Origin of the sequence: uncultured Salinicola sp., from assembly GCF_937921195.1 — a bacterium.
GTDB lineage: Bacteria > Pseudomonadota > Gammaproteobacteria > Pseudomonadales > Halomonadaceae > Salinicola.
In genome coordinates this window covers 1-14,646 of record NZ_CALFQK010000076.1, presented here as the reverse complement: position 1 = coordinate 14,646, position 14,646 = coordinate 1, and the positions used below count along the sequence as shown (strand labels likewise).

Annotated in this window: 12 protein-coding genes; 7 read left to right on the top strand and 5 right to left on the bottom strand. The window is 66.6% G+C overall.

The genetic code is table 11. The features are described 5' to 3' along the window. Window positions 1-13 precede the first annotated feature (13 nt). The gene (locus tag Q0602_RS06550) at window positions 14-1,663 is read left to right on the top strand and encodes a dihydroxyacetone kinase subunit DhaK (protein WP_298840537.1); all 1,650 of its coding nucleotides are present in this window, start codon (window positions 14-16) and stop codon (window positions 1,661-1,663) included. Further along, the gene (locus Q0602_RS06545) at window positions 1,656-2,090 is read left to right on the top strand and encodes a RidA family protein (RefSeq protein ID WP_295036184.1); all 435 of its coding nucleotides are present in this window, start codon (window positions 1,656-1,658) and stop codon (window positions 2,088-2,090) included. Before Q0602_RS06550 ends, Q0602_RS06545 begins: the two co-directional genes overlap by 8 nt. Here Q0602_RS06545 and Q0602_RS06540 read toward each other — a convergent pair. The 5 genes from Q0602_RS06540 to rpe all read right to left on the bottom strand — a co-directional run bounded on the left by Q0602_RS06540 (window position 2,087) and on the right by rpe (window position 8,021). Next, complete coding sequence (locus Q0602_RS06540) at window positions 2,087-4,402, bottom strand: helicase C-terminal domain-containing protein (RefSeq protein ID WP_298840534.1); 2,316 nt, start codon at window positions 4,400-4,402, stop codon at window positions 2,087-2,089. The two genes, Q0602_RS06545 and Q0602_RS06540, sit on opposite strands and share 4 nt — an antisense overlap. After that, window positions 4,399-6,126: a VRR-NUC domain-containing protein gene (locus tag Q0602_RS06535; RefSeq protein ID WP_298840532.1), complete on the bottom strand. Its 1,728-nt coding sequence runs from the start codon at window positions 6,124-6,126 to the stop codon at window positions 4,399-4,401. The genes Q0602_RS06540 and Q0602_RS06535 overlap by 4 nt, the downstream gene beginning before the upstream one ends. Before the next feature lie 74 nt (window positions 6,127-6,200). Then, on the bottom strand, window positions 6,201-6,947 hold the full coding sequence (locus Q0602_RS06530) for a ParA family protein (protein WP_295036181.1): 747 nt from the start codon (window positions 6,945-6,947) through the stop codon (window positions 6,201-6,203). A gap of 42 nt (window positions 6,948-6,989) precedes the next feature. Then, entirely contained in the window at window positions 6,990-7,328 is a 339-nt protein-coding gene (locus Q0602_RS06525) for a GIY-YIG nuclease family protein (RefSeq protein ID WP_367276930.1), read from the bottom strand. A gap of 6 nt (window positions 7,329-7,334) precedes the next feature. Further along, window positions 7,335-8,021: a ribulose-phosphate 3-epimerase gene (rpe, locus tag Q0602_RS06520; protein WP_298840528.1), complete on the bottom strand. Its 687-nt coding sequence runs from the start codon at window positions 8,019-8,021 to the stop codon at window positions 7,335-7,337. A 369-nt stretch (window positions 8,022-8,390) separates the two neighbouring features. Here rpe and ggt point away from each other — a divergent pair, with 369 nt between their 5' ends. The 5 genes from ggt to cysT all read left to right on the top strand — a co-directional run bounded on the left by ggt (window position 8,391) and on the right by cysT (window position 14,607). Further along, window positions 8,391-10,139 carry a gamma-glutamyltransferase gene (gene ggt, locus Q0602_RS06515; protein ID WP_295036179.1) on the top strand — a complete coding sequence of 583 codons (1,749 nt, stop codon included), beginning with the start codon at window positions 8,391-8,393 and terminating at the stop codon, window positions 10,137-10,139. A 68-nt stretch (window positions 10,140-10,207) separates the two neighbouring features. Beyond that, window positions 10,208-11,389, top strand: coding sequence for an SH3 domain-containing protein (locus tag Q0602_RS06510; RefSeq protein WP_298840619.1), 1,182 nt, complete (start codon window positions 10,208-10,210; stop codon window positions 11,387-11,389). 21 nt (window positions 11,390-11,410) lie between these two features. Then, window positions 11,411-12,580: a nitrate/nitrite transporter gene (locus Q0602_RS06505; RefSeq protein ID WP_298840524.1), complete on the top strand. Its 1,170-nt coding sequence runs from the start codon at window positions 11,411-11,413 to the stop codon at window positions 12,578-12,580. Between the two features lie 147 nt (window positions 12,581-12,727). Continuing rightward, window positions 12,728-13,756, top strand: a complete 1,029-nt coding sequence (gene cysP, locus Q0602_RS06500; protein WP_149435613.1) for a thiosulfate ABC transporter substrate-binding protein CysP — start codon at window positions 12,728-12,730, stop codon at window positions 13,754-13,756. After that, window positions 13,753-14,607, top strand: coding sequence for a sulfate/thiosulfate ABC transporter permease CysT (cysT, locus tag Q0602_RS06495; protein WP_295036177.1), 855 nt, complete (start codon window positions 13,753-13,755; stop codon window positions 14,605-14,607). The genes cysP and cysT overlap by 4 nt, the downstream gene beginning before the upstream one ends. Window positions 14,608-14,646 lie beyond the last annotated feature (39 nt).

Here is a 14,646-nt window from a genome sequence, read left to right as displayed (position 1 = left end):
GCGGAGAGACACCATGGACCGTTTCTACAACGCCCCGGGCGACGTCGTCGACGAGACTTTACGGGCAACGGCAGTGACCGCCCAGGTACGTGTCGCCGAGCCGAAGAGCGGCCTGCGAATCCTGATCCGCCGCAATTGGGACAAGGCGGACCAAGGCCAGCGCCAGGTGGCGATACTGTCCGGCGGTGGCGCCGGTCACGAGCCGGCGCACGCCGGTTATATCGGCGAGGGCATGTTGACCGGGGCGATCTCCGGCAGCCTGTTCGCCTCGCCCAGTGTCGAGGCGGTACTCGCTGCCATTCGCGAAGTCTGCGGCGCGGCCGGCTGCCTGCTGGTGGTCAAGAACTACACCGGCGATCGCCTCAACTTCGGCCTCGCCGCCGAGCGTGCCCGAGGCGAAGGACTGGACGTCGCCATGGTCATCGTCGCCGACGATGTCGCCATCGACAATGCCCCGCAACCGCGAGGCATCGCCGGCACCGTGCTGGTGCACAAGCTGAGCGGTCATCTGGCGAGCCGGGAACTGCCGCTGGAGACCATCCGCGAGCGCGCCGAGGCGCTGTGCCGGCGCACGGGGTCATTGGGCATGGCGCTCAGCGCCGCGGCCCAGCCGGGCCAGGCGGCCGCCGAGCGCTCGCCGGAACTGGGCCTGGGGATTCACAACGAGACCGGTACGCGGGAGGTCGATCCGCAAAATGCCGACGACGCGATGCGCCTGGTGCTCGAACCGCTGTGCGAGGCGCTCTCCGACCGCAAGCTCTCCGGGCCCTGGATCGCGATGCTCAACGACCTGGGCAGCTGTTCCACCCAGGAGATGGGGGTGCTGGCCGCCAGCCTGCTGCGCCAACTGGGCGTCGATCAGGTAGCCCACCTGATCGGCCCGGCCCCGCTGATGACCTCGCTGGACATGCACGGCTTCTCGCTCACGCTGCTGCCGGCCGACGACGATGTCGTCGAGGCGCTGTCGGCCCCGACCACGGCGCCGGCCTGGCCCGGGTTGCACGCCGTCCAGGCGCCCGCCCGCTTTTCGCCGGAGACCCGACAGGAGCATGAGGCCCTGGCCGACGGCGCCCCGCAGGATCCCGGCACTTCCGCCCTTCTCCAGCAGGTCATCGAGACCCTGCGCCAATCGCGCCAGGAACTCGACGCCCTCGACGCAAAAAGTGGCGACGGCGACGCCGGCGCCAGCGTGGAGAGCGGCGCCGAGTCGATCGCCAGGGCGCTGTCGGCCAGCCGCCTCAACACCGAAGCCCCGCCATTGATGTTCGCCGGCATCGGCCAGCTGCTGGCGCGCGACATGGGCGGCTCCAGCGGCGTACTGCTGTCGATCCTGTTCACCGCGGCGGCAGCCACGCTGGACCAGCGCGGCGATCTGCAGGAAGCGCTGGCCGCCGGCGTCGAGAAGATGCAGGCCTACGGCGGCGCCAGGCCCGGCGACCGCACCATGCTCGACGCACTGGTGCCCGCCATCGAATCGCTGCGGCGGGGGGAATCGCTGGCCCAGGCAGCCCAGGCTGCGCGCGATGGCGCCCAGGCCACCGCCCGCCTCGTCCGCGCCAACGCCGGTCGCTCTGCCTACGTGCCGGAGAGCGCGCTCGAGGGCGTCGTCGACCCTGGCGCCGAGGCCGTGGCAAGAGTGTTCGAGGCGCTGGCCAATGAATGAGTTGCCTGAACTCGACCCGGAATCCGAGCGGGAGATCATTATCCCCCCGGGGATGGAACGACTGGCCGAGCGTGCAGGCTACGCGCCAGCCATACGTGTCGGTCGCACCCTTTACTGCGCGGGGCAAGTCGGCCGAACGCAGGCGCTGGAGGTGATACCGGATCCAGCAGACCAGTTTCGAGCCTGCTGGGAAAACCTGCGCAGTGTCCTTGCCGCGGGCGGTTGCACGTTCGATGACGTCGTCGATATGACGACCTACCACGTGGACCTGCATCGCCACATGGAGACGTTCCGAGAGGTCAAGGACGCGGTATTCCCCAAGGGTACCTGTGCCTGGACCGTCATCGGTGTCGTCGACCTGGCCCTTCCCGGGCTGCTGGTCGAAATCAAGTGTACCGCGGTGCAGCCCTCTCGCTCCGACGATTAGTCGAGACTGGCGGTTGGCCACCAGTCCGGCAGCAGCGCCCGGGCCTCGCGCCGGCCGAAGCGATCGTCGAGCAGGTGGATCACGCCCTCGTCCTGCGGCGAGCGAATCACGCGCCCGGCGGCTTGCACCACTTTCTGCATGCCCGGGAAAAAATAGGCGTAATCGTAGCCACGACCGTAGAGCGCCTGCAGCCTGACGCGCATCTGCTCGTTGACGGGGTTGACCTGCGGCAATCCCAGCGTCGCGACGAAGGCCCCGATCAGGCGATCGCCGGGGAGATCGATGCCTTCGCCGAAGATCCCGCCCAGGACGGCAAAGCCTACCCCCTCCCCGCTCGCATCGAACCGGGCCAGGAATGCCTCCCGGGCGGCATCATCCATGCGTGAGGCCTGCCGCCATGACGGCACGTCGGGATGGCGCTCGGCCAGACGATCGGCGACCCTTTCGAGATAGGCGAAGCTCGAGAAGAACGCCAGGTAGTTGCCGCGCCGCGCCCGGAACTGGGCGGCGACCCGGTCCGCCAGCGGAGTGAGCGAGGCCTCACGATCGGCATAGCGCGTCGACAGCGATGCGGCAACGTGTACCGCCAGCTGCGAGTCGTGGAACGGCGAATCCAGCGATAGCCAAGGCGCGTCCGGTGCCACGCCGAGCAGATCGCGATAGTAGGCTTCCGGGGTCAGCGTGGCGGAAAATAGCGCGCCGCCATGCGCCGCGGCGAATCGTGGCGCCAGGAACGGCGCCGGCACCACGTTGCGCAACGTCACCTGCGCCCCTGCACGGCGCTGGCGTCCGCGGGGCGCCTGGCGGGTCACGTCACAGATCGAATGCTCGCCGAAGACATCGGCGACGCGGCAGAAGTGCTGGGCGTCGAAGGCGAATCGCTGCAGTTCGCCGTCGAGCGCGATCGGCTGCTCGCTCTGATACTCGACGACCTGAGAGACCGCTTGCTGCAGCGCCCCGATCAGCTTGCCGGGCAGTGTCTCGATGACCCGATAGTCCGCTTCGCTCTCGTCCGCCAGCGCCTGCCAGATGGCGGCCACCCGCGAGAACGGCCGCTTGAGCGGCGCCGGCAACGTAGGCTTCAGGCGTCGGAAAGCGCCGTGGTCCAGCGTCGCGCTGTACATGCCGCGCCCGCGTTCCACCAGATTGTGAGCCTCGTCGACGAGCACGCCGACCCGCCACTGCTGCTGCTGGCTCAAGGCATAGAGCATGGCGTGAAAATCGAACCAGTAGTTGACGTCGCCGACGACGACATCGGCCCAGCGCGCCATCTCCTGGCCGAGGTAATAGGGGCAGATGTGGTGGGCGAGTGCCGTGTCCCGCAGGCCGGCACGATCGAGCCAGCCGCGTTCGACCGCCGCCGCGCGGGCCGCGGGCAGGCGATCGTAGAAACCGGCGGCCAGCGGGCAGGAGTCGCCGTGACACGCCTTGTCGGGGTGCTCGCAGCTCTTGTCGCGGGCCGTCAGCGTCAGCACCCGCAGGGGCAGCGCCCCGGTCTCGTCGGGCGCGGAGACACGCGACTCGGCACGGTGGCAACGGCCTCCTGCGCCCAGCGTCTGCAGCGCCTCGAGGGCGAGTCGCTGCCCGGTATTGCGCGCCGTCAGGAAGAGGACCTTGTCCAGCGGCTCGCCCGGCATCGCCTTGAGCAACGGAAACAGCGTCCCCAGCGTCTTGCCGATACCGGTGGGCGCCTGCAGCATCAGCCAGCGCCCGGTGTGGATGGCCTTGTAGACGGATTCGGCCAACGGACGCTGGCCTTCGCGGAAACCGGCATGGGGAAAGCGGAGCGACTTCAGGGCGTTGTCCCGGCGGCGGCGATGGGCCAGCTCCTGCTGCGCCCAGGCCAGAAATGCCTGACAGTGCGCCTCGAATTCGGCGCGCAGGGCATCGGCGGAGCACTGCTCGGCCAGGGGCGTTTCGCGCTGGCTGACGATATCGAAATAGACCAGCGTCACCGTGAGCCGGTCCAGCCCGCGTTCGGCGCACAGCAGATGACCATAGACCTTGGCCTGGGCCCAGTGCAGCGACCGCTGGTTGGCCGGCTGGCGGGCGAGGTCACCGCGGTGCGTCTTGATCTCCTCCAGCCGGTTGGCATCGGGATCGTAACCATCGGCACGTCCGCGCACGTCGAGATGGTGATAGCTGCCGCTCAAGGCAATCTCGCGCTCGTAACGTTCGCCGCGGCGAGCCGCGACGAGCTGATGGCCGGCGATCCCCTCCTGCGCCGAGGGCGACGGCGTGAAGCGCAGATCGAGATCGCCACGCTTGGCCGCGAACTCGCACAGCGCCCGGACGGCGATCCGGTAGCTCAAGAATCGCTCCCGGCAACGGCCGTATCGGGACCGGCGAGGCCTGCCACCTCGACATCGCCTTCGGGGGCCCAACTGACGTAGCAGACACTGACCGGCATGTCGTGTCGGGCGCAGAAGTCGAGCCAGCGCTTCTGGTTGTCCTGCAGGCGATCGCCTGGGCCCTTCACTTCGATCATGCGATAACGCGTCGCCTGCGAGGGCTCAGCGTCCTCCGGCCAGAACTGGATCAAATCCGGCATTCCGGCACGGTTGGCACGGACGTCGCCGAGCAGCCGCTCGAACCAGAGCCGCAGGTGACGCGCCGGGATGCACTGCAGGGCAAGCTCCAGCAGGTGCTCGTCGAGCGCTTCCCAGAACACGAAGGGCGACTGGATCCCCCACTTCTCGCGATAGCGTCGACGGATGATCGCGCCGTAGTCGCCCGTCTCGAGCGCCGCCAGGCAGCTGTCGAACCGGTCGCGCCGGCGCACTTGGAAATCCGCCTCGAACAGATCCACCGGCCCCGAGTGGAACGGATGGAAGAAGGCGCCGGGCAGTGGCGCGAAGATCGCTTCCCAGCAGAGCAGCCCGAACAAACCATTGACGAGCGCGTTCTCGACATAGCAGACCGGCGCCTCGTCACGACAGAGATGCCGGGCCACCGCCCGCTCGACGCTGGTGGCGCGGGGCAATACCAGGTCCAGACGCAGCGGCGGCGTTGCTTGCGGCCGACGCCCCGGCGCCAGGCCGAGCTTGCGACGAAGCCGGGGCAGCACCCGTTCCAGCGCCTGGCGTTCCGCCGCGTTGACGGGATCGGCTGCCGCCCGCTCGGCCAGGGCCAGCGCATCGCTGAATGCCTGCTGCGCCTCCAGCACCCGGATCCGGCGGAGCCGCGCCTCCGGTGCCGAGCAGTCTTGATAGAGCGTCAGGGCCTGATCGAGCTCGCCCTGGCGTTCGAGACGGTAGGCCAGCTTGTAGATCAACCGCCCCCGGCGACGCTCCAGCCACTCATTGGCAAACGGCAGGCGTGGAATATCGGCCAGCAGCGACTCCATCGCTTCATCGGCCTCGAAACGCTCCCGGCAGCGGTGCAGGTGTTGATAGGCCTCCAGTTCCTGGCGCCGGGAGAACGCTCGCGAGGTTGCCTCCAGCTCGATGGTCTCGAAACGGTAGACGCCGAGCTCCGCCAGCACGAACTCCGACCACTGCTGACGCAGATTGCCGAAGAACATCAGCCGGAAACGCTCGCACATCGCATCGACGCTCAGCCGGTAGTGACGATCCTCGAGTCCCGGCGCCCAATCGGCCAGAGGGCGGGGCTCGGGAGACTCTGCCTGCAGCGCCGCCAGCCATACCCCCTTGCCGGCCCCCCGGGAGAGACCGCATGTCGCCAGCCAGCCGCCCAGCTGCGCACCGAGCTCCGGCCGGGTCGTCAGCGCGAACAGCGCCTCCAGCGACAGCGGCGCGCCCTCCTCGATCCAGCCGGCCGCGATCAGCGGCTCGGCCGCCGCCCGTGTATCGCCAATCTCCGCATAGTCGAGGCGGCTGGCCCGAAAATCGACACCCCGGCGCATGATCATCCTGACCAGCAGCGCCTGGGAGGGCTGGGGCAGACGTTGGAAATCAGCGATGAAAGCGGCCTCGTCGACGCTCAGGAGGTCGGCGTAGCGCGACGTCAGCCAGTCGAGGACGCGGCGGAAGTTGGCGAGATAGTAGAGCGGATCTTCGAGCGTCGGCAGCGCCATGGCGTCCCCAGCGTAGACTCAAAACACTGGGTAAGTATACAGATCCAAGAGAGGCGTTCGAAGCGTTGTCGTGGCTATTCGCCCAGTTCCGTCTTGAGCTCCTGCCACAAACGGCGGTAGGCGTGGGTGGCGCGACTGCGTGGCGCCAGGTCGGCCAGCGGACGGCACTCCAGGCTCATGCGCTCGACGTCGCTGGCGTAGGGAATCCAGGTCTGCATCGGCGCCCCGATGGCAGCCGGCGGCGCCTCGAGCCACTCGCGGTGCAGCGTGCGCCGCCGGTCGACCAGATTGAAGAAGGGCGTGAGCCGCTGGCGCTGGCGTTTCTTGAGATCGAGATGTTCGATCATGCGCGAGAAGGCCTGTACCGACAGCGGGCTGGGGATGGTCGGCACCAGGATGCGATCGGCGGCACGGATCAACTGGTCGGCCAGGGTGGAGAGCCCAGGCGGGCAGTCCAGGACCATCAGCGCATACTCTTCGCTGAACGGTGCGATCAGCCGCTTGAGGTGCTTGTCGCCGTCGGCCTTGTCTTCGAGGATACGGTCGAGATCGCGCAGCCGGATATCCGCCGGCAACAGATCGAAACGCTCCCACGGTGTGTGCTGGACCTGCTCGCCCAGCGGGGATTTTCCCGCCAGCAGCTTGCCGACCTTGCGGCTCATGCCGTTCTCCCCGCCGAGTATCCAGGTGGAGGCACCCTGCGCATCGAGGTCCCACAGCAAAACCGGCAGGCCGTCGCGATTGGCTTCCCGGGCCAGGTTGACGGCGGCCGAGCTCTTGCCGACGCCGCCTTTGAGGTTGTGCAGGGCCACCACTTTCATGATCGAAACGTTCCCACTGAGTCGTCGGATAGTGCTCGAATTCTACGGCGTGGGGGGATCCGCCAAGATGACGTTTCGGTGACAAGATGATGACAGCGCCTGACGCTCGATCCAGCACCGCTTACCGGCCGCGCTGAGTCGCTTTATCGCCGCCTCGAGCCGGAGCGCGTCGCCGTGACTGCCGACCGCCTGGGCGTGCCGCAGGGTCAGCGGCCCCTTGCCGCGCAGCGCCCGCGCGCCCTTGCCGTTGGCGTGCTGGGCGAAACGCCGCTCGATATCGGTGGTGATGCCGGTGTAGAGCGCACCGTTGGCGGTCTCGATCAGATAGAGGTACCACCACCGTGGCTGCGCTCTGGCCGTCGGGTCGGCTGGCTTCGACACTCGGTTTCAGCTCCCGGCCAGCGCCGCGCGCATCCTGCCGATCACGCCCTCGTAGCGATGGGCATCGTCGAGGCTGCGGGCCTTGAAGATCGCCGAACCGGCAACGAAGGTATCCGCGCCCGCTCTGGCGATGTCGGCGATATTGTCCGGGTCGACCCCCCCGTCGACCTCCAGCCGGATCGGCAAGCCACTGGCGTCGATGCGTCGACGCGCTTCCCGTAGCTTGTCCAGTGCGGCGGGAATGAAGGACTGGCCGCCGAAGCCGGGGTTGACGCTCATGATCAGGATCATGTCGACCTTGTCCATCACATAGTCCAGGTAGGAGAGCGGCGTGGCCGGATTGAACACCAGCCCCGCCTTGCAGCCGTGGCTGCGAATGAGCTGCAGCGAGCGGTCGATATGCTCGGAAGCCTCGGGGTGGAACGTCACGTAGCTGGCACCGGCCTCGATGAAGTCGCCGATCAGCCGATCCACCGGCTTGACCATCAGATGGCAATCGATCGGTGCGGTGATGCCGTGCTTGCGCAACGCCTCGCACACCATCGGCCCCATCGTCAGGTTGGGGACATAATGATTGTCCATCACATCGAAATGGATGATGTCGGCCCCCGACGCCAGCACGTCGTCCACCTCCTGGCCCAGGCAGGCGAAGTTGGCGGAGAGAATCGAGGGGGCAATCTTGAAATCGCGCATGAGCGGGGATCCTTGTGCTGGCTGGCTTCTGTCGCCCATTCTAGCGCACGTGCCTCGATCTAGCGCACGTGCTTCGACGATGGGCAGGCCGGATGCAAAACCGCCCCGCTGGCAGCACCAGCGAGGCGGTTCGGCTTACCTTTAGCCGCGGTTCAATCCACGAAATCGGGCTTGCTGCTCTGGCGATCCTCCGGCAGTTCCTTGCGGACGTACGCGACCTGATCGGCGTGCTTAGCACGGGAATCAAATGCCCAGGGACGACATTCGTGACGAATAATTCCTATACTGCGCATGAGGTTAAGCCTGCCGCCAAGCAGGCTTCACGATTCAGACCAGCCACGACAACAATCGCATTTCGAGGGTAACCGCATGCCGAGACTCACCCCTGCCAAGCACACTCCTCGCCGGGTCGCCGGACTCTGCGTCTTCTGCCTGACATTCGCCTACTCGGTGACCTCGCTGGGCCAGTCCGCCATTCTCGAGGGCGAACGCTTCCATCCCCAGGTCGGTGAGCACGGCATGGTCGCCACCAGTCACTACCTCGCCTCGCAGATCGCCCACGAGGTTCTCGAGGAGGGCGGCAACGCGGTCGATGCCGCCGTCACCGCCGGTTTCGCGCTGGCAGTGACCCAACCCCGCTCGGGCAATATCGGCGGCGGCGGCTTCATGCTGATTTCGGACGAAAAAAGCGACAAGGTCATTGCCATCGACTACCGCGAGAAGGCCCCCGCCGCGGCTTACGAGACCATGTTCCAGAACGAGCAGGGCGAGGCCGTCTCCGAACTCTCGCGCTATACCCACAACGCCTCCGGCGTGCCCGGCACCGTGGCCGGCCTGGCGCTGGCGCTGGACCAGTACGGCACGATGACGCTGGCCGAGGCGCTGGCGCCCGCGATCAAGCTGGCGGACGAGGGGTTCATCATCCCGCCGCGCTTTGCGGAAGGACTCGAGCAGTCCCAGGATCGGCTAAAACAGTGGGATTCGACGCGCAAGGTGTTCTACAAGCCGGACGCCTCGCTCTATCGTGCCGGCGAGCGATTCCGCCAGCCCGACCTGGCCGCGACGCTCGAGCGCATCGCCGAGAACGGACCGCGTGAGTTCTACGAGGGCGAGACGGCACGCCTGATCACCGCCGAGATGCAGAATCATGGTGGCCTGATGACAGCACAGGATCTCGCCGGCTACCAGCCGACGATTCGCGAGCCGGTGCACGGCAACTACCGCGGGTTTGATGTCTATGCGATGAGTCCGCCCTCCTCCGGCGGCGCGCATATCGTGCAGATGCTCAACATCCTCGAGGGCTATGACATTGACGCCATGGGTTTCAACTCGGCGCGGACGATCCACGTCATGAGCGAAGCGATGAAACGCGCCTACGCCGATCGCGCCGAATACCTGGGTGACACCGATTTCGTCGATGTGCCCCTCGAAGGCATCACCTCCAAGGCCTACGCCGAGGAACTGCGCGGCCAGATCGACCTCGACCGGGCCACGCCCAGCAGCGAGATCGCCGCCGGCGACCCGCTCCCGTACGAATCCAACGAGACCACCCATTTCTCGATCGCCGACGACAGCGGCCTGGCGGTTTCCAACACCTACACCATCAACTTCAGCTACGGCTCGGGCATCGTCGTCGACGGCGCCGGTTTCCTGCTCAACAACGAGATGGACGACTTCTCCGCCAAGCCCGGCACCCCCAATGCCTACGGCCTGATCGGCGGCGAAGCCAACAAGATCGAGCCCGAGAAGCGCATGCTCTCCTCGATGACGCCGACCATCGTCAAGAAGGACGGCAGGAACTTCCTGGTGACCGGCAGCCCGGGCGGCTCACGCATCATCACCACCACGCTGCAGGTGGTGATGAACGTGATCGACCACGGCATGAACATTCAGAGCGCGGTCAGTGCGCCCCGAATCCACGACCAGTGGTTGCCGGACGAGATCCGCATCGAGGACGGTATCAGCCCGGATACCATCGCCCTGCTCGAAGCCATGGGCCACAAGATCAGCCAGCAGGAGGCGATGGGCGCGGCGCAGTCGATCCTGATCGAGGACGACGGCACCTTCACCGGCGGTGCCGACCCGCGACGCTCGACCTCTTCGGCGATGGGCATTTGAGCCATGAGAGATGCCAGGCCTCGGATCGGCTCCGTGCAGCATCGCGCGGACGACGCCGGGCGGTGGCCATGCTGACCGCACCCGTTCGGCACATCCTCTGCCTGCTGGTGATCGGCGGCATGCCACTCGGCGCCGTCGCCCAATCGACGGGCGGCGAGCGCATCACACTCGCCGCCAGCGAACCCGAGCGCGTGATCGAGGCTCGGCTAAGCGGCGACCAGACCGCCGAGTACCGCGTCGCCGCGCAGCAGGGTCAGATCCTGTCCGTGGATCTGAACGCCTCCCGCGACAGCGTCTACTTCAATATCAAGTCGGCCGACGGCGGCGAGTTCCTGTTTGCGGGGATGATGGCGGGCAACGTGGCGGATGTCGCCCTGCCAGCATCCGGCGACTATCTCGTTCAGGTGTTTCTGGTCCGCGCGGCCGCACGGCGTGACGAACAGGCGAGCTATACGCTGACCATCGCTGTCGGCGAACCGCGCGATGCCCCGACGGCCGATGCAAACAGGGGCAGCGCCGCGCCGGCAAAAGCCAACCGGCCCGATGAGATGGACGGGCCGAGATACTGGCAGGTCGAGCTGGACGACGCGACGACCAGGCTCAACGTGCGGTCGGGTCCTGGCCAGCAGTACGCCGTTGCCGGCCAGCTGGCCAATGGCGAAACGCTCGAGAGTCTTGGCTGTAGCCTGAACGGCGCCGACCGCTGGTGCCACGTTCGCGCCGCGGACTCGGGGCTCCGTGGCTGGGTCGCCGGGCGATTCCTGGTCGAGGGAAGCCAGCCGCCGGCATCGAGCCCCGCGAAAGGCAACACCGAACTTCAAGGCCTGAACAGCAGCGACCACGACTTCGATGCCACGGGTACGGTCGACTGCGAGCTGGAACCGGGCCAACCCGCACAGCTCTGCCCTTTCGGCGTGATTCGCGACGGGCCCGGCAATGCGGGCATTTGGATCGCCATGCCTCCAGGCCAGGATTCGGAAGACTCGCTGCATATCCTGTTCGAGACCGGCATGGTGACCGCAATCAATAATGGCGGTAATGGCAGCGCGGATTACATCGCCAGAAAAATCGGCGATCACTACCAGATCGATACGGGCATGCGCCAATTCGTGATTCCCGAGGCCGTCGTCTACGGCCAGAAGGCCAAAGCCAATGACGACACGGTTGACGAAGATGCGGTTGATGGCGACTCGATTGATGGCAGTGCCGGAGATGACCAGGCCGCCAATGATCCTCGAGGCGGCGACTAGCCGCTTCGGCAGGCGTCCCAGATGCCCATCGTCCTGATCGCCATTGCCGAGTGGTTCGGTACCGCGCTGTGGTTCACGCCCAACGCCGTGATCGGCGACCTCCAGACCGCATGGGATCTCGCGCCGGCCGACCTGGGCTGGCTGACCGGAGCGGTTCAGATCGGCTTTCTGGCCGGTACGCTCGGAATCGGCCTGAGCGGACTCGCCGATCGCGCCCCCGCCAGTCGCCTGTTCGCGCTGTCGTGCCTGATCGGCGCGCTCTCCAACGCGCTGTTGCCCTTCGCGGGCGGGCTATGGCCAGCCGTGGGGTTGCGCGTGATGACAGGGCTGTCGCTGGCCGGCATCTACCCCATCGGGATGAAACTGATGGTGGGTTGGGCACCAGGACGAGCCGGGCTCGGGCTGGCGTGGCTGGTCGGCATGCTGGTGCTGGGCACCGCGATGCCCCATCTGCTGGCCGGGATCGACTGGGGAGGCAACTGGCGGATGACGCTGTGGTTTGCCTCCCTGCTCGCGCTGCTGGCGGCGGCCATCGTCTGGCGCTTGGGCGACGCGCCTCCCCACGGACCCAATTCCCCACCCCCAAGATCACGCCTGGCCGGACTGGCCGCCTTCGGCATCGCCGATTTTCGCCGCGCCGCCAGCGCCTACTTCGGACACATGTGGGAGCTATACACGCTCTGGACGCTGATTCCGCTGCTGCTGGTGACGGCGAATCCCGAACTCTCCCCACGGGCGCTGTCGCTGTTGGCGTTCGCCCTGATCGCCGTCGGCGCCCCCGGTTGCTGGCTCGGCGGCTGGTTGAGCCAGCGCCTCGGGAGCCGTCGGGTCGCGACCCTGGGGCTGGCCGGCTCGGCGGTGGGCTGCGCGCTATACCCCTGGCTCGCGCCCCATCTCGGTTTCGTCGCGCTGGTGGCATACCTGGCGGCGTGGAGCCTGCTCGCGGTGATCGACTCCCCGCAGTTTTCCGCCCTCTCCGCCAATGCCTGCCCCGCCGCCTTGGTCGGTAGCGCATTGACGCTCCAGAATGCCATCGGCTTCGCCATCTCCGCCGTCTCGATCGGCCTGCTGGTGCCGTGGCTCTCCGCGCTGGAAGCGACGATTGCGTGGTGGCTGCTACCCGGCCCGCTGCTGGGTCTGGTCGGCCTGAAGCGTCTGGGGAAGCCACCGGGCCAGGGACGACCACGGTGACCAGCGGATCGTCCGACTTGCGGTCGTGGGAGCTTATAGAGTTACCGCGCAAGGTTATATAAATTTGTTCTAAGTAAACGAATTGTCATTCCATTAGGATTTATCTAGCCTTGCCGGCATCGCTAATAATCCGTAGGGAACAGACTCATGCTCGGGCTTTCCAGACCTCGCTCGCTATTCGCTGCCTCCGCCTTCGGACTGACCCTCGCTCTAGGCGCCCTGTCGCCTGCGCAGGCCCAGGACGAACCGCGGGAGCTGCTCAACTCCTCCTATGACATCGCCCGCGAACTGTTCGCCGCGGTCAATCCGAAGTTCATCGACTGGTGGCAGGCGCAGCACGACGAGAGCGTCAGCGTGAAGCAGTCCCATGGCGGCTCCTCGACCCAGGCGCGCTCGATCATGCAGGGACTGCGCGCCGACGTGGTGACGTTCAACCAGGTCACCGATGTCAACGTGCTCGCCGACGCCGGGCTGGTCGCCGAGGATTGGCAGGATCGATACCCGAACAACGCTTCGCCCTACTACTCCACCACCGCGTTCCTGGTGCGCAAGGGCAACCCCAAGCAGATCGAGAACTGGGACGATCTGGCCCGCGATGACGTCTCGCTGGTGTTCCCCAACCCCAAGACCTCGGGCAACGGACGCTACACCTATCTGGCGGCCTGGGGTTACGCCGATCAGGCCTTCGATGGCGACGAGACGAAGATCGAGGACTACATGAAGACGTTCCTCGGCAACGTCGAAGTGTTCGACACCGGCGGCCGCGGCGCGACGACGACCTTCGTCGAGCGCGGGATCGGCGACGTCCTGATCACCTTCGAATCCGAGGTCAACAACATCCGCAACGAGTACGGCAAGGACGACTACGAGGTGGTGGTGCCGCCGGTCAGCATCCTGGCCGAGTTCCCGGTGGCGGTGGTCGACGAGTACGCCCAGCGCAACGGCAATGAAGACCTGGCCAAGGGCTATCTCGACTATCTCTACACCGAGGAAGCGCAACGCCTGCTGGCGGGCTTCAACTATCGCGTCAACGACGAGAAGGTGGCCGCCGAGTTCAGCGACCAGTTCCCGGAAACCGAACTGCTGCGCGTCGAAGACGTCTTCGGCAGCTGGCCGGAAGCGATGAAGACGCACTTCGCCAGCGGCGGTGAACTGGATCAACTTCAGCGCCGATGATCGCCCAGGCCCTCTCGCGGAGCCGCGAACGCCGGGTGCTGCCAGGCTTCGGCCTCTCCCTCGGCATCTCGCTGACCTTCGTCTCGCTGATCCTGCTGCTGCCCCTGACCAGTCTGGTGGGGCAGCTGTCGCAGTTGAGCTGGTCGCAGTACTGGTTTCTGATCACCGATCCCCGCCTGCTGGCGAGCTACGCCGTCACGCTATTCGGCGCCGGGGTCGCGGCGCTGTTCAACGCCGCGTTCGGCTTGCTGATGGCATGGGTGCTGGTGCGCTACGAATTCCCCGGTAAACGCCTGGTCGACGCGCTGATGGACCTGCCCTTTGCGCTGCCTACCGCTGTTGCCGGCATCACCCTGGCAACCCTCTACTCCAGTAACGGCTGGATCGGACGGTTGCTGGAACCGTTGGGAATCTCGGTCTCCTACACCTGGATCGGCATCGCCCTGGCGATGGCCTTTACCAGCATCCCCTTCGTGGTGCGCACCGTGCAGCCGGTACTGGAGGACCTGCCCGCCGAGGTGGACGAAGCCGCGATGACCCTCGGCGCCAGCGACGGCCACGCCTTTCGGCGCGTTATCCTGCCCTATCTATGGCCGGCGCTGGTGACGGGTACCGGCCTCGCCTTCGTACGCTCATTGGGCGAATTCGGCGCGGTGATCTTCATCGCCGGCGGCAAGCCCTACGAGACCGAGATCACCTCGCTGATGGTCTTCGTCAAGCTGCAGGAGTACGACTACGCCGGTGCCTCGGCAGTGGCGTCGATCGTGCTGGCCACCTCGCTGGCGCTGCTGCTGGCGATCAATCTGTGGCAGGGCCGCTTCATCAAGCGACTGCATGGAGGGCGCGGCTGATGATTCGTATCGGTGACGCACCACGGGTCCGCCGCCTGC

Bases quoted from the DNA above. Each gene is read 5' to 3' on its own strand.
- Q0602_RS06535 (WP_298840532.1), bottom strand. From the start codon at position 6,126: ATGGCGCTGCCGACGCTCGAAGATCCGCTCTACTATCTCGCCAACTTC.
- cysT (WP_295036177.1), top strand. From the start codon at position 13,753: ATGATCGCCCAGGCCCTCTCGCGGAGCCGCGAACGCCGGGTGCTGCCA.
- Q0602_RS06545 (WP_295036184.1), top strand. From the start codon at position 1,656: ATGAATGAGTTGCCTGAACTCGACCCGGAATCCGAGCGGGAGATCATT.
- Q0602_RS06505 (WP_298840524.1), top strand. From the start codon at position 11,411: ATGCCCATCGTCCTGATCGCCATTGCCGAGTGGTTCGGTACCGCGCTG.
- ggt (WP_295036179.1), top strand. From the start codon at position 8,391: ATGCCGAGACTCACCCCTGCCAAGCACACTCCTCGCCGGGTCGCCGGA.
- rpe (WP_298840528.1), bottom strand. From the start codon at position 8,021: ATGCGCGATTTCAAGATTGCCCCCTCGATTCTCTCCGCCAACTTCGCC.
- Q0602_RS06530 (WP_295036181.1), bottom strand. From the start codon at position 6,947: ATGAAAGTGGTGGCCCTGCACAACCTCAAAGGCGGCGTCGGCAAGAGC.
- Q0602_RS06510 (WP_298840619.1), top strand. From the start codon at position 10,208: ATGCTGACCGCACCCGTTCGGCACATCCTCTGCCTGCTGGTGATCGGC.
- cysP (WP_149435613.1), top strand. From the start codon at position 12,728: ATGCTCGGGCTTTCCAGACCTCGCTCGCTATTCGCTGCCTCCGCCTTC.
- Q0602_RS06550 (WP_298840537.1), top strand. From the start codon at position 14: ATGGACCGTTTCTACAACGCCCCGGGCGACGTCGTCGACGAGACTTTA.